The 19,591-nt window shown below is 51.5% G+C and carries 12 protein-coding genes; 7 read left to right on the forward strand and 5 right to left on the reverse strand.

The features are described from left to right. The first annotated feature begins 6 nt into the window (after positions 1–6). On the forward strand, positions 7–1,173 hold the full coding sequence (locus tag ACS5NO_RS12395; RefSeq protein WP_439415437.1) for an efflux RND transporter periplasmic adaptor subunit: 1,167 nt from the start codon (positions 7–9) through the stop codon (positions 1,171–1,173). A gap of 13 nt (positions 1,174–1,186) precedes the next feature. After that, the gene (locus ACS5NO_RS12400) at positions 1,187–4,381 is read left to right on the forward strand and encodes an efflux RND transporter permease subunit (RefSeq protein ID WP_439415438.1); all 3,195 of its coding nucleotides are present in this window, start codon (positions 1,187–1,189) and stop codon (positions 4,379–4,381) included. Between the two features lies 1 nt (position 4,382). Here the strand turns inward: ACS5NO_RS12400 and ACS5NO_RS12405 are convergent, their stop codons facing one another. The 3 genes from ACS5NO_RS12405 to ACS5NO_RS12415 all read right to left on the reverse strand — a co-directional run bounded on the left by ACS5NO_RS12405 (position 4,383) and on the right by ACS5NO_RS12415 (position 8,262). Continuing rightward, positions 4,383–5,015, reverse strand: coding sequence for an RNA polymerase sigma factor (locus tag ACS5NO_RS12405; RefSeq protein WP_439415439.1), 633 nt, complete (start codon positions 5,013–5,015; stop codon positions 4,383–4,385). A 181-nt stretch (positions 5,016–5,196) separates the two neighbouring features. Beyond that, on the reverse strand, positions 5,197–6,744 hold the full coding sequence (locus ACS5NO_RS12410; protein WP_439415440.1) for a hypothetical protein: 1,548 nt from the start codon (positions 6,742–6,744) through the stop codon (positions 5,197–5,199). A gap of 222 nt (positions 6,745–6,966) precedes the next feature. Then, on the reverse strand, positions 6,967–8,262 hold the full coding sequence (locus ACS5NO_RS12415; protein WP_439415441.1) for a pilus assembly protein: 1,296 nt from the start codon (positions 8,260–8,262) through the stop codon (positions 6,967–6,969). A gap of 190 nt (positions 8,263–8,452) precedes the next feature. Between ACS5NO_RS12415 and proS the strand changes: the two genes are divergently transcribed. Further along, complete coding sequence (gene proS, locus ACS5NO_RS12420; protein WP_439415442.1) at positions 8,453–9,925, forward strand: proline--tRNA ligase; 1,473 nt, start codon at positions 8,453–8,455, stop codon at positions 9,923–9,925. A gap of 164 nt (positions 9,926–10,089) precedes the next feature. Further along, positions 10,090–10,539 (forward strand): FKBP-type peptidyl-prolyl cis-trans isomerase, encoded by a 450-nt coding sequence (locus tag ACS5NO_RS12425; protein WP_114409587.1) that lies wholly within the window; start codon positions 10,090–10,092, stop codon positions 10,537–10,539. Positions 10,540–10,659: 120 nt separating this feature from the next. On the opposite strand, the gene ACS5NO_RS12430 is transcribed toward ACS5NO_RS12425, so the two are convergent. Then, positions 10,660–11,043, reverse strand: a complete 384-nt coding sequence (locus ACS5NO_RS12430) for an FKBP-type peptidyl-prolyl cis-trans isomerase (RefSeq protein ID WP_114409586.1) — start codon at positions 11,041–11,043, stop codon at positions 10,660–10,662. A gap of 47 nt (positions 11,044–11,090) precedes the next feature. Continuing rightward, positions 11,091–13,619 (reverse strand): DUF5686 and carboxypeptidase-like regulatory domain-containing protein, encoded by a 2,529-nt coding sequence (locus tag ACS5NO_RS12435; RefSeq protein ID WP_439415443.1) that lies wholly within the window; start codon positions 13,617–13,619, stop codon positions 11,091–11,093. Between the two features lie 238 nt (positions 13,620–13,857). Between ACS5NO_RS12435 and ACS5NO_RS12440 the strand changes: the two genes are divergently transcribed. Genes ACS5NO_RS12440 through ACS5NO_RS12450 form a run of 3 tightly spaced genes read left to right on the forward strand, consistent with a single transcriptional unit; the run spans position 13,858 to position 19,590 of the window. Then, on the forward strand, positions 13,858–15,060 hold the full coding sequence (locus ACS5NO_RS12440) for a Pycsar system effector family protein (protein ID WP_439415444.1): 1,203 nt from the start codon (positions 13,858–13,860) through the stop codon (positions 15,058–15,060). Positions 15,061–15,076: 16 nt separating this feature from the next. Beyond that, on the forward strand, positions 15,077–15,931 hold the full coding sequence (locus ACS5NO_RS12445) for an SdiA-regulated domain-containing protein (protein WP_439415445.1): 855 nt from the start codon (positions 15,077–15,079) through the stop codon (positions 15,929–15,931). A 20-nt stretch (positions 15,932–15,951) separates the two neighbouring features. Next, on the forward strand, positions 15,952–19,590 hold the full coding sequence (locus ACS5NO_RS12450; RefSeq protein WP_439415446.1) for a BamA/TamA family outer membrane protein: 3,639 nt from the start codon (positions 15,952–15,954) through the stop codon (positions 19,588–19,590). Position 19,591: the final 1 nt, after the last annotated feature.

The raw sequence follows: 19,591 nt of genomic DNA on the forward strand, positions 1-19,591 counted from the left end.
TTACGAATGAACCGTCGCTTACTCAAGCTTTCCATGCCCGTTGTTTTGCTGGTTTTTTTGACGGCCTGCGGGGGCGATAAAAAACAAGCCCAGCAGGGGCCACCTCCACCAACAGCGGTTGCCGTGGCCGTCGCCAGTCAGGGAACCGCCACCTATTACGACGAGTATCCGGCAACGGTAACGCCCCTGAATCAGGTGGAAATCTACCCGCAGATTACGGGGTACATTACCGGAGTTTTCTTTACGGAAGGGCAGGTCGTTACGCGGGGGCAAAAACTCTATGAAATCGATAAACAGCAATACCAGGCGAATTACGATGAAGCCGTTGCCAACGTCAATGTGGCACTGGCCAACCTGAACCGGGCGCAGAAAGATGCGGACCGCTACAACACGCTGGCCAAAGAAGACGCTATTGCCCGGCAGGTGGTCGACAATGCCGAAGCCGCCCTTGAATCGGCTAAAATGCAGGTGGCAGCCGCCCGGGCCAATGTCTCTCGGGTTGCTACCAACCTGAATTATTCGACCATCAAAGCGCCCCTGACCGGAACCATCGGTATTTCGCAGGTGAAACTGGGAGCCGCCGTTTCGCCGGGACAAACCCTGCTGAACACCATTTCGTCCGATGATCCGATTGCCGTCGATATTTCGGTCGATGAAACCGAGATTGCCCGCTTCGTGCGTTTTCAAAACCGGAAGATTACCGACTCGACCTTTGTTTTTGTCTTGCCCGATGGAACCCCTTATCAGGCTTCGGGGAAAATCGGGATCATCGACCGGGCCATCGATCCGCAGACCGGAACCCTGAAAGTGCGCTTGTTTTTTCCCAACAAACAGAAACTGCTGAAATCGGGCATGAACGGCAATATCCGTGTTTTGAACAGTGAATCGGGCCAGCGGCTGCTGATTCCGTACAAAGCCGTGACGGAGCAGATGAGCGAGTATTTTGTGTATGTGGTCGGCGACAGCAGCAAGGTCTCCCAACGAAAAGTTTCGCTGGGCAACCGCATTGGAGCCAACATCGTTGTCAAAGATGGAATTCGTGCAGGTGATAAAATTGTGACAGAAGGAATTCAGAAACTGCGGGAAGGGGCGGTTGTCAAAGTTGTAGGCGATTCCACAGCGGTTGCGCAGGCACCCACGGCACCCTCTTCAACAACCGGTCAAACCCGTTAATCAGCTTTAAAACATGTTTGCCAATACGTTCATCAACCGGCCCGTAATGGCCATCGTTATTTCCATTGTCATTGTTTTGCTGGGAATCCTGGCGATACTGAATCTGCCGATCGGACAGTATCCGGATATTACGCCCCCGGTGGTGCAGGTGACCGGAACCTACACTGGTGCCGATGCCCAGACAGTGGAGCAAACCGTGGCGACACCCATCGAAACACAGGTCAACGGGACGCCCAACATGCTGTATCTGCAAAGCAACAGCACCAGTGACGGCCGGATGACGATGAACGTAACGTTCGACGTCGGAACGGATGTGAATATTGCCGCGCTCGACGTCCAAAACCGGGTCGGCATTGCCCAGCCGCAATTGCCTTCGGAAGTAACGCGTCTCGGTTTGACGGTTCGCAAGCGAAATCCGAGTTTGTTCATGCTGGTCGCGATTTATTCGCCCAACAAAACCCACGGTGTTTCTTTTCTGGATAACTACGCCAATATTTTCATCCGGGATGCGCTGCTGCGGGTGGAAGGGGTCGGTGATATTTTCTCCCGTGCGGATGACTTCAGTATGCGGATCTGGTTACAGCCGGATAAAATCGCACAGTTGGGCATGACGCCCGCCGATGTGGTGGCGGCCTTGCAGGAACAAAACCTTCAGGTTGCAGCCGGGTCGATCGGCGCACCGCCACAGCAATCTTCCCAAGCGTTCGAGTACACGGTTTTTACGAACAGCCGATTGAGCAAGGAAGAGGATTTTCGGAACATCGTCGTGCGCAGCAAGCCCGAAACCGGGTCTATCGTGTACCTGAAAGACGTGGCCCGCGTGCAGTTAGGAAAGTTCAGTTACGTCAGCAATTCCTTCGTCGATGGCAACCGGGCGTCCTATCTTTTGCTGTATCAATTACCGGGTAGCAATGCCCTTTCTACGGCAGAGGGTGTGTATGCGGCCATGGAGGAATTGAAAAAATCGTTTCCGAAAGACGTCGATTATGTGGTGCCTTTCGAGTCGGTTTCCGTGGTTCAGGTTTCCGTCGATGAGGTAGTCGAAACCCTGTTGGAAGCATTGGCTTTGGTAATCATCGTCGTGTTCCTGTTTCTTCAGAACTGGCGGGCAACCCTGATTCCGGTTCTGGCAATTCCGGTTTCGATTCTGGGTACGTTTGCCTTCTTCATTCCGCTCGGTTTTACGATCAACACCCTAACCATGTTTGGTTTTGTGTTGGCCATCGGGATTGTCGTCGATGATGCCATCGTGGTGGTGGAAGCGGTGCAGCATTACATCGATCATGAGCGAATCTCCGCAAAAGAAGCGACCCGAAAAGCCATGCGCGATATTTCCGGTCCCGTCGTCGCCATCGCCCTGATTCTGGCGGCTGTTTTTGTGCCGGTGGGATTCATTCCCGGTATTGTTGGACGGCTTTACCAGCAATTTGCCATTACCATTGCGGTTTCGGTTCTGCTTTCGGCCTTTGTGGCCCTTTCGCTGACGCCGGCCCTGTGCGCCCTGATGTTGAAACCGACCGAGATAACGGAGAAGTCGAAAGGATTGAACTGGCTCTTCTTCCGGTTTAACAACTGGTTTGAGCGGACGAGCAGTTCGTACAGCAGTGGTGTAAACCGGTTGATCAAAGCCACGCCCCTGGTGCTGGTCGTGCTGGCCTGCCTGTTTGTCGGAACCGGCTTTTTGTTCAAAAACAAACCGACCGGTTTTATTCCTACCGAAGACGAAGGTCGGGTCATCATTACCTACGAAATTCCGGAAGCCGCTTCCACATCCCGTAGTCTTGAAGTGCTCAACAAGATTATGGAAACGCTGAAAACGCAACCGTATATCGACCATTTTGCCGCCCTGGGCGGTTTGAACGCCGTTACCTTCGCCAGCAAGTCGAACAGTGGTACGGTGTTTACGAAACTGAAACCGTGGGATGAACGACAGGACAAATCGGTGCAAATCGACTCGGTTGTTGCCAAGTTGCAGCGGGCGTTTGCGCCCATCAAGGAAGCGAGTGTGGTGGTGATTCAGCCGCCAGCCATTCCCGGTTTAGGGCAAACCGCCGGGTTTACCTTCGAAATCGAGCAGCGTGAGAGTACCGACGATGTGCGGGCGTTTGATAAAGTGGTGCAGACGTTCGTTGCCGAAGCCAACAAGCGGCCGGAAATTGCGCGGGCTTTTACCTACTTTACGTCCAAAACACCCGCTTTCCGGGTCGATGTGGATCGGGAAAAATGCAAGAAGCTGGGTATCAACGTCAATGAGGTGTATACCACCATGCAGACCTATCTGGGGAGTATTTACGTCAATGACTTCATCGTTTACGGTCGGAAATTCCGGGTCGTGGCACAGGCCGACACGGCCTACCGGGCTGATATTCAACAACTAAACAGGTATTTCGTTCGTAATCGCTCCGGGGCTATGGTACCCCTCAGCACGGTTATCAAAACGCAGGTGATTGAAAATGCGCCCCTGATTTCCCACTACAACCTGTTCCGTTCGGTTGAAATTAATGGCAGCCCCAAACCGGGATACAGTAGTGGTCAGGCGATCGATGCGCTGCGTGAGGTGGCCGATAAAGTACTTCCGGCGGGCTATGGCTACGACTTTTCCGGGTTGAGTCGGGAAGAAATCAGCTCCGGGTCCAGCACGGTTTATATCTTTGGATTGTCCATCCTCTTTGTATTTTTATTCCTGGCCGCACTCTACGAAAGTTGGTCGGTTCCTTTTGCCGTTCTGTTGTCGGTTCCGGTTGGTGCCTTTGGTGCTATCCTAACCTTGACGCTGATTCCGTACCTGAGTAACAACGTGTATGCGCAAATCGGATTGATTACCCTGATTGGTCTGGCGGCTAAGAATGCCATTCTGATTGTGGAATTTGCGAAGGAGCGCGTCGATAAAGGGGTGGATTTGCTGGAGGCAACGCTTGAAGCGGTCAAGTTGCGGCTTCGCCCGATTATCATGACTTCGCTAGCTTTTATTCTGGGCGTGTTGCCGTTGGTTTTTGCCAGCGGGGCAGGTGCCGTGGCGCGGAAAACCATCGGCTGGACGGTTTTTGGTGGAATGCTAGCGGCAACATCACTTGCAATCTTCTTCGTGCCGGTTTTGTTTGTGACGATTACCCGGTTTGCGTACGGCAAGAAAAAACTGGAAGAACTGAAAGAAATGGCTAAAAAACCGGAACTGCAACTTCAGGAAAATGACGGCGTGTCTCTGTAAGCTATTGAAAGGCGAACTGATCCCGACGGAATGTTTGACGAAGCTGAATAAGGGCCAGGCGAGTCCAGGTTTTAACAGTTCCCAGGGGTAAGTTGAGGTGTTCAGACACTTCCTGCTGGGTGTATCCCTGAAAGTAGACCAGTTCGATAATTTGCCAGTGTTTTGGTTCCAGCGTGGTGTTCACAGCGTCACTGAATCCGATATAGCCAACGTTATTCAGTGTCGCGCTCATACCCGGCAAATAACCATCCAGTGGAATTTCAATCTGCGGGGCTTTTTTGTTAGCCCGGAGATAATCTAACGCGGTGTTTCGGGTAACATTGAGCAACCAGGTGAAGAGCCGCCCTTTTGCCGGATCATGCCGGTGTATATTTTTCCACACTTTGACGAAGGTATCCTGCAACAAATCTTCGGCTTCCGTTTCGTTCTTGACAATTTTGGTAATCACACCGAGCAGCGTTGCGGCATAGCGGTCATACAGTTCACTGAAAGCAATCCGACTGTGAGATTTAAGGCCCTCAATCAGATCTGTTTCAGAAGTGGTAGTAAAAGGCTTTTTCAAAAGGTACAAAAGAATAGTAATGTGATCGATTACTTGGATTTGTAGCCAGTTGTTTATTCCTATTCTCTGCACCAGCTACTCAGTAAGGCTAATTATACTACTTAACTCCAGCAGGCTAAAATTGTTCCGGATGTGATTAATTGGGCTGTTAAAAAAGTGTTACCAACGGGAAATACCTAAAAAATGGAGATGACTACAAACGAAAAAAGCTTCCCGACAGCAGGAAGCTTTTTCCATGATTACATTTCTGTTTTTAAAAAAACACGCCGGCCGTCAGGGTAATTGTCGTCAGCTTCGAGTCAATCTGGGCCGATGCAAAATCCGATGTGTTGGGCAGTGTATATGGGGTATAGGCCGATTTAAAGGTATTGTAGGTGGCACTACCGTCCAAAAAGAAGCGATCGGTGCGGAAACCAAGCCCACCGGATACCAGCAACCGGCTGCGATCGATGTTATTTAATTGCACTTTATACGGATCAGGCAGGTAGGCAACCCCACCCCGGATACGGAGCAAGCCCGCCCGGATTTCGGCACCAGCCCGTAAATTCACCACATTCTGATAGGTATTCTGAACCTCTCTTCGAACATCGTTTTTAAAGGCATTGTTGTCCTGCGCATCGTACACATTGGTGGTGACGCGCATTCCGGAATAGCCTACATAATCAGCAGATGCCGTGATGAACCCAATTTTTCCCGAACCTAGAAAGTACGTCAATCCACCGGATGCGCGGAAGGGTGTGGTTAAAGAGTAATCAAAATTATTGGGTACGACAAAAACCTCATTTCGTTCCAGGGGAAGGTTTGGGTCCCGGGCAACGGCCCTGAGCGTTTGCTCAAACGATTCTTTGACGCTGGTAAAAGTTGGTGTGGTCAATGCGGCCCCCAGTTGCAGGTTGCGATCCGGTTTGTAAATCAAACCCAATGAGAAATTGATGCCATTCCCCGTAACGCTGAAATTATCAATCTGGCTGTAATTATCCAGTACGGCACCGCCGACAACGGTTTCCCGGTATACATTTTCGAAATCGTACCGCAGGCGGCTGAGTCCCAGGGAAGCACCGATGTACAGCTTATCGTCCAAGTTCCCGGCGTATCCAATCGTCCACTGCGAATTAGCCCCTGTTGAGGTGAACGTGTTTAGTTGCTGGGTTGGCGCAGTGGCATCGTAGCGGAAATAGGGTGGGCCGGATTGATTCGGGTTGGTAGAAGAAGGCGTCCCGTTGATCAAAAAAAGCTGATAGGCAGCCGCTGAGGCAAAGTTGGCTTCGTTGGTATTTTGGTTGTATTGATTGTTGATCTGGTCACCGGTCAGGTTTCGGTTATTGGCATCGACAATGTACGAATCGACAATAGAACTGCGGTTGTTACGCGCCTGAAATTCAAAACTATTGCTCAAGCTCACCTGACGGTTGTAGGTAATTCCCAGCGCAGTCCGGCGCCAGCGCCGGTTTTCATTTTGTTTGTTACCGGCCAATACCACCCCGAATTGGCTGATATTTGGCGTCGTTTTGGTATTGGTGGTTTGCGTGCCGATGTAGGTCGACTGGGCATTCAGAATGTTGAATGAAGGGCTAAACGTGATTTCGGAACGGTTATAGAAACCCAGACCAGCCGGATTGCCGAAGGTCGAACTGGCATCACCACCAATGCTGACGTGATTGCCTCCCAAACCTCGCATCCGGGCGGTTCCGGTTTGCGTTACTTCTGAATACCGAAACGCGTCACCGGCGTAAATATCAGCCTGGCTCCAGGCTGTGCCTGCGTACAGGAGCAAGCCCACGATGCAGATGCTATTTTTCATAAAGGTTGTGTGCTAAAAGTGAAAACAGGTTCCGGACTTGTATGTAAATCTATTTGTAACTATAGATGCATTCTGGAGCCGTTTGGTTTAAAAACAACGGTAAAAAATACCTATAGGTTACGATTTCGTCACGATTATACAACGAAAAAGCCCGTCGATTGTAACATCGACGGGCTTTTTATTTTCTATAGCCACGGCTAACCGTGTTGAAAGAGCTCGAAATTACCGGGGACCCCGTGATCCGCCACCACCTGAGTAGCCACCACCGCCACCGCTTGATCCGCCCCGGCTGCCACCACCACCACTGGGAGCGCTGTAGCTGGGTTGTGAAGGCGGGCTGTAACTCCGTTGTGTCGGTGCTTCATAGGACCGGGTCGGAGCAGACTGATAGCTCCGGGTTGGTGCCTGATAGCTTCGGCTTTGCTGGGGCGCACTGTACCGTGATCCGCTGTTTACCGAAGACGAAGGGGAAGGCGTATAGCTGCCCCGGCTGTTGGAACGTGGTGCTGCGTAGTAGTCCGAGTTGCTCGGAGCACTGTAGCTCGGCGTGGCAGCATTGTTGGCACTGGCCCGGCCACTGGTGCTGGATCCTCCGTAGTAATAATCACTGCCCCGACTGTTGGCACGACCGGCACCGTAGGTACCATTGTTGGTAGAACCTGACGTGTTCGGACGGCTGTAGTAGGTGTTGTTGTTCGCTGCGTTCAACTCACCGGACCGACGACCGCCGTTGTTATTGTTGTAACTCCGGGGGGTGTTGACGAAATCTCCGTTGTAGCGATCGCGGCTCGATCCTCCACGGGCTCCGTACGTAGCATTGCGGCTGGCTCCAATGTTATTGTAATTGTTTACGACAAGCACATTACGTCCGTATCCACCAAAACCGTATGGACTGTAGAAGTTGTTGTAGCCATAGCCGAACGGGGAGTAAAACGAATCATAGAAACCACCACCGTAGCCAAAAGGACTATAAGCATACCCACCACCAAAGCCGAATGGGCTATAGCCAAATGGACTATAGAACGGGCTGTAAAACCGGTTGAAACCCCAGGGTGACATCATTCCCATGCCAATGCCCAGGCTCAAACCACCGTAAAAAGGACTGTTCCAGCCCCAGCGATTCCAGCCTGAATTCATCATGGCCATGTTGTAGCCGTTGGAGAATCCGTCGGTATAGGCGTTATCGGTATTCCAGCCTGGATCGGGTGAAATGCCCCGGGTTACCTTGCGGGCCGAAACTTCGCTATAGTACTCATCGTCAGAATACTGAGCGGCAGTCTGCTCGTTATAGTACTCCGGGTCGGAGTTTAACGTACCGTTGTTAAACCGTTGGGTCGATTGACGACTTGCCAGTCGTTTCTCTTTTTGGGGCGATGATATGACGGCCGCATCGGAGGAAGACCCGTATAGGTCATCAAATTCGCCCGCGTTCTGGGCGGTTTGTTTCGTGGAGCTACAGCCCCAGAAGCCAACCACGGCCAGTAAACTCAGGTATTTGAAGGTATGAAGCACTTTCATGGTGTTGTTTTGATAAAAGGTTTTAGGGACCGATTATATTGCTAAAACGCAGAACCTGGCAAATTGATTACAAATAAGCTGTTTGATTACAAATATAGGAGAAAAACCTATCTTTGCAAGCTTCTCATAACATTAGACCCACATTTGTACCGTAGGGTTTAACCGTGATCAAAAAATATTTTAGTTACCCATGGCAAAAGCAATTCCTTCGCGTTCCGAGAATTATTCCGAGTGGTATAACGAGTTAATTAAAAGAGCGGACCTGGCCGAAAATTCGGCGGTTCGTGGCTGTATGGTGATCAAACCGTACGGTTTTTCGATTTGGGAAAAAATGCAGCGGGCTTTGGACGATATGTTTAAGGAAACCGGCCACAGCAATGCCTATTTCCCGTTGTTTATTCCAAAATCGTTTCTGAGTAAAGAAGCCTCTCACGTAGAAGGTTTCGCGAAAGAATGTGCCGTGGTGACCCACTACCGACTGAAAAATGCGGAAGATGGCTCCGGGGTCATCGTGGATCCGGAAGCCAAACTGGAAGAGGAACTGATCGTGCGTCCTACGTCGGAAACCGTCATCTGGAGTTCGTATAAAAACTGGATTCAGTCATACCGGGACCTGCCGCTGCTGATCAACCAGTGGGCCAATGTCGTTCGCTGGGAAATGCGAACCCGGATTTTTCTGCGGACGTCCGAATTTCTCTGGCAGGAGGGGCACACCGCCCATTCGACGGCCAAGGAAGCGATGGAAGAAACAACCCAAATGCTGAACGTCTACGCCACGTTTGCGGAAGAATGGATGGCGATGCCGGTGATCCGGGGGACCAAAACCGCCAACGAACGGTTTGCCGGGGCCGACGATACGCTTTGTATCGAGGCCATGATGCAGGACGGTAAGGCCCTGCAGGCGGGAACATCCCACTTTCTGGGGCAGAATTTTGCCAAAGCTTTCGATGTGAAATTTCTGACCAAAGACAACCAGCAGGATTACGTCTGGGGAACTTCCTGGGGCGTCAGCACCCGGTTGATGGGCGCCCTGATTATGGCGCATTCCGACGACGATGGCCTGGTATTGCCACCCAAGCTGGCCCCGATTCAGGTGGTGATTATTCCCATTTTCCGCAATGACGAGCAATTGACGCAGTTATCGGAAAAAATTAACCCGCTGATCAAGGAACTGAAGAAGGCCGGCATTTCGGTGAAATACGATACCAGTGATGCCAACAAACCGGGCTGGAAATTCGCCGAATACGAACTACGGGGGGTGCCCGTTCGGCTGGCGATGGGGATGCGGGACTTTGAAAATAATACCGTTGAAATTGCCCGGCGGGATCTGAAAACGAAAGAAACCATTTCGGCCGACGGCCTGGTGGCGCACATCCAGAATCTGCTGGAAGAGATTCAGGTAAACATATACAACAAAGCCGCGCAGTTCCGGCAGGAGCATACGTTCCGGGTCGATACGTATGAGGCATTTAAAGAACAAATCGAAAAAGGCGGTTTTCTGATGGCCCATTGGGACGGCACCTCCGAGACTGAAGAAGCCATCAAGGAAGAAACCAAAGCTACCATCCGCTGTATTCCGCTGGATGCTGAGCTGGAAGAAGGAACCTGTATTTACAGTGGAAAACCGTCGAAGCAACGGGTAGTCTTTGCAAGGGCTTATTGAGAATAATGATGGATGATGAATGATGGGTTGTTGACGGATTTCTGGCATCATTCATCGCTCATCATTCATCAACCCCGAAGAACATTGGCTCAAATAATCGGCAAATTGTGCCTGACTTTCGGCGGGTTTGGGTAGTTTTGCCGCTACACAATTCAACTCGTATTATGGCAGAAGCAAAGGCTGGGGATACGGTGCAAGTGCACTATACCGGCAGAAAAAACGATGGTACCGTGTTTGATTCCTCCAGTGGCCGGTCGCCATTGCAGTTTCAGGTAGGAAGCGGCATGGTCATCCGGGGTTTCGACGAAGGCGTAAAAGGAATGGAGATAGGGCAGGCAAAAACCGTTCGGATTCCGGTGGAAGATGCCTACGGTCCGTCGAGCGAAGATATGATTTTCGAATTTGACCGCTCGTTGATACCGGACGATATTGAGCTGGAAATTGGATTAACCCTCAACATGCATCAGGACGGTAACCCGCAGGCGGTTCCGGTGGTGGTTCGGAATGTGACGGCCACGTCGGTAACGCTGGACGCCAACCATCCGCTGGCAGGCGAAGAACTGATCTTCGACATCGAACTGGTGGGAATCAATCCTTCCAAGTTGATCCTGTAAGAAGGAGTTGCTAAGGGAATATTAAATGTAAAATGAGTAATGATGAATGTAAAAGTGAACAGCGCCCGGCTACTTTTACATTCATCATTACTCATTTTACATTTAATATTCCCTTTTAATTTAATTAATCCGGATCAGATCAATCTTGAAAATCAGAATGGAGTTGGCCGGAATGCCGCCCTGCGCGCGTGAACCATAGGCCAGACTTGGGGGCAAATACAGCGTAATACTGCCACCCGGTGCTATCAGCGGAATGCCTTCCTGCCAGCCCAGAATAAGCTGATACAGGCCAAAACTGATGTTTTTATTGCTGTCAAAAACTTTGCCGTTGGTCAGCGAGCCCTCATAATTCACGGTCACATTGGAGCGAACGGTTGGTTTTTCGCCCGAACCCGGAGCCTGAATGGTGTAATAAAATCCGCGGTCATCGGCCGTGGCGGAGATGCCACTGGCCTCAATAAATTCTTTTAAGGTCGCTACTTCGGCCTCTGGTGCTTTCGCCATAAGAATGTCTGGTTAATCAGAAATCGTTTACGGCTGCAAGATAACCGTTATAAATTTACCCAGGCCGAAACTTTGATTCCAAAGGTCGAAATATTGGGATTGTTCCGGTAGGTCAGGCGGTGAATCGCATCGACGCGGAACACCTTAAAGATATTGTCGATGCCGTAACCGACTTCTACATACGGCGCCCGGCTCAGTGACTGGAAGCCCAAAACCGGTTCGCCCAACTGGTTGGTGGCTGGAATAAGTGCCGTATTGGCCTGGCTGACTCCGCCCATCAGGATGTTTCCGGTAGCCAGAAACCGCCATTTTAGCCGCCGAATCGCCGGAATCCGGTTGAAAAACAAGCCTTCAAAATTATGCTCGGCCATCACGCCCACATACCGATCGGTGACAAATTCAAAGAAATTCATCAGGTTATACGAGTTCTCGACCCGGAAAAATGTCTCGTTGCCCAGCGGCATATACAGCAGCGGATACGGAATTGTGGACGGAATGTAACCGGCATTGAGCTGGTAACGGGTTCGGCCCAGAACGCCCAGCCGGAACGAATGGCGCACATTCAGGCTAAACCGGTGGTAAGAAAAATCGCCGTGCAGAACGTCCTGCATACCCAACTGGTAGCGAAACGTGAACACCGGATTGTTGCTGCCTTCTACACTGAACCGGTCGTTGTCACTTTGAATCATCAGCGAACCGGGAGCAAACCGGGTTTCGAACAGCAACTCGGTGGTGCGGTATTGACTGGCAGTGATCGTTTCCCGATCGTTGGTGTTGTAGGCAAACGGAAAGAGCGGCTCGAAAGACCGGTTTCGTAAACTGATCGTTTGCGTTATTCCCTTGCCCAGTTCACTTCGGAGGTAGGTATTGTGAAACTCCTGCATGTAGGGACGGCGCAGCGTTCCGAAACGGGTATAAGCCGCAAAAATCGTGTTGCCGCCCAGGTTTTCCGACGATGTTCCCAGTCGTTCGATGTCGTAGCTTTTCTGGATACCGACAATCGTATACGGTTTTTTACTGACCACGTAGTCGATGTTCATGCCGTATTTAAATTGCTGGTCGCGCGTTCCGTAGGCCAGATAACCGCCCAGAATCCACCGGCGGCTAAACCCCGAATTCGTTCGCAAGCCCAGTCGCAGGCGATGCCCTTCGACGTTGTTAAAGGCGTAGCTGTTCAGCAGTGGGCCGGCGTCGAGGTGCAGGGATCCGAGTGGGTAGTAACCAACGGCCGTCAGATTTACGACTTCCCCCAGAAATTTCATGAAAGGCACGTTCCGGACGGAATCGACAATGGTAAAAGCCCGCAGTTCGTTCGGATCCAGTCCTTCGGGGCGAATCGTTTGCCAGAATGCCGGGGATCTTTCGCTGTAGTTTTCGGCCAGTTCCAGGGGCGGTTCGTAAAATTTCGACTCCTTGGGCACATTGACTTTTACATTCCGGGCTGCTACGTACATCCGGACCAAAGCACCCGGCGCATTGGGCGTCGGCTCGTCGGTATCGATCAGCAGTTGCGTTAAAACCGGCAAACGAACCGAAGACGTCTGCGTGCTGTCGCCCACATCCTCCCATTCCTGTTCGATCCGGATTTCATCGACAAAATTGATGTTGGCGCGCTGGTCGATTTTGGCGTCGATCTGGGTGAGACCCATGCGGGTGGTATCGATCCAGGCCGTGCCGGAAAAAGCCAGATCGGTAGGCCGTTTGGGTTCAAAGTCGACCTGATAGCAGACAAGTCCGCCTACGGTAACCGTATCAATCAGCCGGAATTTATAAATGGTTTGCCAGGCCTGTCCTAGCGGGGAGGGCAGGTCTTTTCGCAGCAGGCTGATGTAATTCTGGTAAAAATTGTATTGTTGAAACGACGAGCCAGTCAATTGCGCCGAAACCCCGCCGTCGCTGATGCCCACACCCGAAGCGCGGCTTTTCAAAATCCGTTCTTTCACTTTGCGGGGGTTCGCCCGCTGGTAGTATTCCGAAAACGTCTCCGAAACAAAAACCGGAACTGCCGGTTTTCCCTGGCTGTCGTATATGGCCGGGAGTTTGGAGAGCAATCGGCCAACCGGGCCTCCTTTGCGGCCATTTTTGCGCTCGTTGGCAAAATTGTTGACGTAGGCTTCCACCTTGGAATAACTTTCATACTGGAAAGCCGTCAGTTGGTCGGGGTCGAACTGGTCGCGCCGTCGGATTGCTTCCCTGATGATGCGGTAGGCCGGATCCCCGCCTTTGGCGTATATTTTTACTTCCTGAAGTTTGGTGGCGGAGGAGGTCAGAACGGCGTCGATGGTCTGGGTAGCCACCGGAATGATGCGGTAAGCCCGGTTCTGGTAACCCAGACTGGAGAAAAGGAGAGAATCGCCGGTTTGGGTGGAGTTCAGTGAAAACTTGCCATTTTCATCCGATGTTGTTCCAACGGTTTTGCCTTTAATGGCTATATTGGCGAACGGAATGCCTTCTCCGGTACCAGCGTCAGTGACGCGACCACTGATCTTGTAGGCTGTTTGTGCAAGAACAGGAAAAAAGAGTGTATTCAGAATAATGAAAACAATACTGAACCGCTCCCGTATAACGTGCTTCATTCGGAAAGGCAAGTGGTATGAATAATACCGGTTTAACACAAATCTAGTCAACAGAGTTTACCAAGTAAATTGATTTTATTTCATTTGAAGACGAATCGCCGAAATGTATAGATGAATCACCAGAATAATCCTATAAATTGTCCGCCGTAGGTTCGTTTACCAGTATCACTTAGACTTTATATCCCATTTTTTGTCACAATCTACGACCACTTTTTCCGTTAAACTCAGAAACTTGATTATGCCTACTGATCGATCGTCAGTTACCCGTACGCGGGAATACGCTGAAACGTTGCTGCACGAAATGCCGGCTGCGTTGGTTTACCACAACCTGACACACACCCGCGAGGTGGTTGAAGCCGCCGAACTGATTGGCAAAGAGAGTGAGCTGAGCCCGGAAGAATTGGAAAACGTGCTGATTTCCGCCTGGTTACATGATCTGGGGTATGCCAAAGCCTGTCAGGAACACGAAACGATCGGTGCCGAAATGGTCAAGCCGTTTTTGGAATCACTTTCCCTGGCGCCAGAGCGGGTTCAGGTGGTTGTCGACAATATTCTGGCTACCCGGATGCCCCAGAATCCGAAGTCAAAAATGGCTGAAGTGCTCTGCGATGCCGACCTGTTTCATCTGAGTTCCGACCGTTTTTTTGAACGGAGTGAGATGCTGCGGCAGGAAGTGAAAAGTATCTACGGGAAAGTAGGCAAACGGAAGTGGATGCAGGGCTCCATTGTTCTCATGGAAAAACACCATTATTTTACCGATTACGGGAAACAGGTTTTAACTCCGCTGAAAGAAAAAAATCTCAAAAAAGCCCGGCGCAAACTGGCTGAACTGGAAGCCGAAGAAAACGAGAAAGACGGGAAACCCTCGGATAAACACAAATCGGAAGAGGAGACCGATAAGGTTAAAAAACCGGGACGCGGCATCGAAACCATGTTCCGCGTGACATCTCAGAACCACTTCCAGCTCAGCGCCATGGCCGACAATAAGGCCAATATCATGATTTCGGTCAACACGATTATTGTTTCGCTGATCATCAGTATTCTGATCCGGAAACTGGAAGAATGGCCGCAGTTGGTCGTTCCCACCATCATGCTGACCGCCAGTTGCCTGGTAGCGACCATTTTTGCCATTCTGGCCACCCGTCCCACCATCACCAGTGGGCGGTTTTCCAAAGAGGATATTCACCAGAAACAGGCGAATCTGCTGTTTTTTGGTAACTTTCACAAAATGGATCTGGCCGATTACGAGTGGGGAATGCGGGAAATGATGAACGACAGCGACTTTCTCTACAGCAGCATGACCCGGGATATTTATTTTCTGGGAAAAGTACTGGGTAAAAAATACCGCCTGCTCCGAATTTCCTACACCACTTTTATGTTCGGGTTTGCAGCCTCCGTACTGGCGTTTGGCCTGGCGGCCTATTATTTCCCAGTCAAGTAAACTGAAACCTGTTTGAATGAAAAAATCGCAATTTGCCCTTATCGTCCTGCTCTGTTTTTTGGGAGCATGTACGACCAAAAAAAGCAAGGAAGATGCCGAAAATCAAGCCGTTAACGAAGAGACTACTTCCGAAAAACAGCCGTTGGCCTATGACCTGAAAAAGCCCGCCCGTCGCTTTACACTTCCTCCCGATCTGGAAGAAATCTCCGGACTGTCGTATTACAAAGACAACCAACTGCTGTGTGTGCAGGACGAAAAGGCGGTTGCTTACCTTTTCGATCTGAAAAAAGAAGCCGTGACCGACTCTTCGGTTTTTGGGGACTACGGCGATTTTGAAGGCATCGAATGGGCCAAAGGTGAGATTTATACCCTGAAAAGCAACGGTGATCTGTACCATTTTAAACCGTTTTCGAAGGAAATCGCCCGCACACCCACGGATTTGCCGTCTAAAACGGAGGTGGAAGGCCTGGCGTATGATGCCGAAACCGAACGGCTATTGATTGCGGTGAAAGAAAACCCCAAGAAGAACGAGAAGGCGGTTTATACGTACGACATCAAAACGAAGGTGGTTTATAAAGGCTTGACCATCAAGGATGACCTGCTGACCCAGGCTGGCGTGCCGTTCAACAAATTCAAACCGTCGGGTTTGGCTGTTCATCCAAAAACCGGCGACCTGTATTTCCTGACTTCGGTTGGAAAAATGATCGTTGTGCTCAATCGGAAAGGGAAGATCGTTGCCACCGAAGCCCTCGACCCGAAACTGTACCGCCAGCCCGAAGGCATTTGCTTTGCGCCCGATGGAACGCTTTACATCGCCAGCGAAGGGGACGGAAAACCCGGTTATATTCTCGAGTTTGCGAACCAGCCGTAATTTCGATTTGTAATAGGCGTATGAAGATACTCTACACGGCCTTTTTTTTGCTCGTATGCCTTCCCCTCCGGATTGTCGCCCAGTCGAAACCCTACACGGTTTTTCTGTTGGGCGACGCGGGCGAACCCCAGCCGGAAGGGGATGTGGTTTTGAAAACCGTTCGAAGCCAGTTGCAGACCAGCGGTGCCAACAGCAGCCTGATTTACCTCGGCGACAACATTTATCCCCGGGGCTTGCCCGATTCTTCTCATGCCGACCGCGCCGATGCCGAACGCCGGATGCGGGATCAACTCGCCATTCTGTCGGGTTTTAAAGGACGTGCTTTCGTCATTCCGGGCAACCACGACTGGCAGCAGGGTAAGCGGGAAGGCTGGGACCGGGTGCGGAACCAGGCCGCCTTCGTAACCGCCGAACTGGGTCGTGAAGACGTGTTTTTTCCGAAAGACGGCTGTCCGGGGCCGGTCGAAGTGGCTTTGAATGACGAGATTACCCTGGTTTTGATCGATACCCAATGGTGGCTTCATCCCTGGGACAAACCGGGTGAAGAATCGGATTGCGAAGCGAAAGATCTGCCTTCTTTTCTGCTGTTGCTGGACGATGTGCTGGCCCGAAATCAGAACAAAAAAGTGGTGCTGGCCGGCCATCACCCAATGTATAGCCACGGCGAACACGGCGGGTATTTTACACTCAAAGACCATCTTTTTCCGTTGACGGACCTCAATCCTTCCCTCTACATTCCCTTGCCGGTTTTGGGATCGATCTACCCGATTTATCGCTCGTTGATTGGTAATATTCAGGATATTCAGCATCCGAAGTACAAATTGATGCGAAATGGCATGGTTTCGCTGCTGAAAAAATACCGGAATGTCGTGTATGTCAACGGGCATGACCACAACGAGCAGTTGATTCTCCGCGATTCAATCTATTACGTCACCAGCGGCAGCGGTTCCAAATCCGTACCGGTTAAAAAGGGACGGCACAGTTTATTTGCTTCATCTGCGAAAGGATTCGCCCGACTCGATTTTGAAGAAAATGGAAAGACGCGGGTTCGGTTTTTTGCCCCCGACGGCGGATCGGAAACTGGTAAACTCTTGTTCGAAACGGCCTTTACCTTGACCGTAAAGCCCCTGCCAACGCCCGAGTCTACGACGGCACCCACGGAGCAGAATGTCATTGCCAGTGGCCAATATGCCGCATCGCCCTTGCACCGGATGCTATTGGGCGAAAACTACCGCGATGTCTGGCAGAGTCCGGTTTCGGTTCCGGTGCTGAATCTGCGGCAGGAAGCGGGCGGGCTCAAACCCTTGCAGCGCGGGGGCGGCATGCAGACGTTCTCGCTGCGGATGTCTGGGCAGGACGGCAAGGAATACGTGCTGCGATCCGTTGAAAAGTACGCCGAAAATGCCATTCCGAAAGCGTTACGCAGCGGTTTTGTCAATGACCTGGTGCAGGATCAGATTTCGGCTTCACACCCGTTTGCGGCCCTGGTGGTGCCACCGCTGGCCGATGCCGTGGGTGTTTTTCATACGAATCCCAAACTGGTCATTGTTCCCGACGACTCGCTGCTGGGGCCGTATCGCCGGACGTTCGCCCGGTCGCTGGCGTTGTTTGAAGAACGGGTCGATGGCAATTATGCCAACAGCTCGCAGTTTGGCGGGACCAAAAAAATACTCAGCACCACCAAGTTACTCGATAAACTGGCGGACGACAACGACAACCAGGTCGACCAGCGGGCGGTTTTGAAGGCGCGACTCTTCGACATCTGGCTGGGCGATTGGGATCGTCACGATGACCAGTGGCGCTGGGCGAGTTTCAAAACCGATAAGGGATTGAAATTCAAACCCATTCCGCGCGACCGCGATCAGGCTTTTTTCGTGAACATGGGCATCATTCCGAAGGTGGTTAGCCGAAAGTGGGCCATGCCGAAGTTCCAGGGATTTAGCAGCACCATCCGGGATGTTCCCGGTCTGGCGTTCAACGCCCGGTATTTCGACCGTAGTTTCCTGACCGAACCGTCGCTGGAAGAATGGCTGCAAACCGCTGACAGTTTATCCCGGCAACTCACGGATGCCGTCATCGATACGGCATTGAAGCAATTGCCCAAAGCCGCGTACGAGGAAACAGCAGCCACCATCAAAGCCAAACTGCAAAGCCGCCGGACCGATCTGGCGCGTTATGCGGGTGAACTCTACCGCTTTCTGGCCAAAACCGTCGAGGTTACCGGCAGCGATAAAAAAGAACGGTTTGAGGTGGAGCGGCAGCCGAATGGACAGATGACGGTGGTGGTATCCAAACTGAAAAAAGCAGGAGAAACCGGTGAACAACTCTACCGGCGGGTTTTCAAGGCGGACGAAACCCGCGAGGTGCGGTTGTTTGGCCTGGGGGGCGACGATGAGTTTATCGTAAAAGGTAAAACCAACGACGGAATTTTGCTGCGAATCATTGGCGGAAAGGGCCGCGATCAGGTGACGGACAACTCCTCGGCGTCGGGGCTTCGGCGGGAAACGGTGGTGTACGATTCGAAAAAAACGGTGGTGGACCCCGGCTCCGAAACGCGGGTGCGGCTGTCGGGAAAATCGAAAATCAATGCCTACGACCGGAAATCGTTCAAGTACGACGTTTTGTTTCCGCAGGTTTCGGTGCAGTACAACCCCGACGATGGCCTTTTTCTGGGGGGCGGTTTTTTATATACCAGACACGGTTTTCGGAAAGAGCCGTTTGCCCAGCAACACCGGTTTGTGGTCAACCATGCGTTTGCCACCGAAGCCTATAATTTCAACTATGACGGAACGTTCACGGATGTGATTGGCAAGGCCGACCTGCGACTTGACGCCGATTTACAGGCGCCCAATTACGTTTATAACTTTTTCGGACTGGGCAACAACACGGTTTTTGATAAAGAGAAAGGCATTAAATACTACCGAACGCGGTTTGAAAACATGGCGGTCAGCGCCTTATTGCAACACAAAGTAGGCAGCTTGGACGTGTATTATGGCCCGGCCGTGGAAAGTATCGAGGTGGAGGAAAATGAAAAGCGGTTTATCAATCAGTTTGCCAATACCCTGCCCGACGGTCAGAATCTGTTCAGTCGCCGGTGGTATGCCGGTTTAAAAGCCGGTTTTCTGATCGACAACCGCGATAGCAAAATCCTGCCAACCCGCGGAACCTACTGGAAAACGGAACTACGCCTGTACGAAGGCATTTCAACCCACTCCCAAGGGCTCACGCGGCTTCAGTCGGATCTGGCATTTTATGCCAGTCTGCGGCTACCAACCACGCTGACCATCGCTTCGCGTGTGGGGGGCGGGGTGAATTTTTCGGACTACGAATTTTTTCAGGCCAACACGCTCGGCGGTCTGTCGAACCTGCGCGGTTTTCGGCGAACGCGTTTTGCAGGGGGCAGCACACTCTACAACAACACGGAACTGCGGCTGAAAGTGGCCACGATCCGAACGTACCTGTTCCCGGCTTATCTGGGCGTGCTGGCCTTCAACGACGTGGGCCGGGTGTGGGTGAAGGGTGAGAACTCGAACATGTGGCACCACGGCTACGGCGGGGGCTTCTGGCTGTCGCCGTATAAGCAGACCGTTATCTCGTTTCTGTATGCCCTTTCGGAAGAAGAAAGACTCCCGATGCTGCGGGTCGGTTTCCTGTTCTGAG

It is taken from the genome of Larkinella fluvii, from assembly GCF_051857545.1.
Taxonomy (GTDB): Bacteria; Bacteroidota; Bacteroidia; order Cytophagales; family Spirosomataceae; genus Larkinella.

Excerpts from the sequence above, each read along its gene's own strand:
- ACS5NO_RS12440 (WP_439415444.1), top strand. The coding sequence starts at position 13,858 with ATGCCTACTGATCGATCGTCAGTTACCCGTACGCGGGAATACGCTGAA.
- proS (WP_439415442.1), top strand. The coding sequence starts at position 8,453 with ATGGCAAAAGCAATTCCTTCGCGTTCCGAGAATTATTCCGAGTGGTAT.
- ACS5NO_RS12410 (WP_439415440.1), bottom strand. The coding sequence starts at position 6,744 with ATGAAAAATAGCATCTGCATCGTGGGCTTGCTCCTGTACGCAGGCACA.
- ACS5NO_RS12450 (WP_439415446.1), top strand. The coding sequence starts at position 15,952 with ATGAAGATACTCTACACGGCCTTTTTTTTGCTCGTATGCCTTCCCCTC.
- ACS5NO_RS12425 (WP_114409587.1), top strand. The coding sequence starts at position 10,090 with ATGGCAGAAGCAAAGGCTGGGGATACGGTGCAAGTGCACTATACCGGC.
- ACS5NO_RS12430 (WP_114409586.1), bottom strand. The coding sequence starts at position 11,043 with ATGGCGAAAGCACCAGAGGCCGAAGTAGCGACCTTAAAAGAATTTATT.
- ACS5NO_RS12435 (WP_439415443.1), bottom strand. The coding sequence starts at position 13,619 with ATGAAGCACGTTATACGGGAGCGGTTCAGTATTGTTTTCATTATTCTG.
- ACS5NO_RS12395 (WP_439415437.1), top strand. The coding sequence starts at position 7 with ATGAACCGTCGCTTACTCAAGCTTTCCATGCCCGTTGTTTTGCTGGTT.
- ACS5NO_RS12415 (WP_439415441.1), bottom strand. The coding sequence starts at position 8,262 with ATGAAAGTGCTTCATACCTTCAAATACCTGAGTTTACTGGCCGTGGTT.
- ACS5NO_RS12445 (WP_439415445.1), top strand. The coding sequence starts at position 15,077 with ATGAAAAAATCGCAATTTGCCCTTATCGTCCTGCTCTGTTTTTTGGGA.
- ACS5NO_RS12400 (WP_439415438.1), top strand. The coding sequence starts at position 1,187 with ATGTTTGCCAATACGTTCATCAACCGGCCCGTAATGGCCATCGTTATT.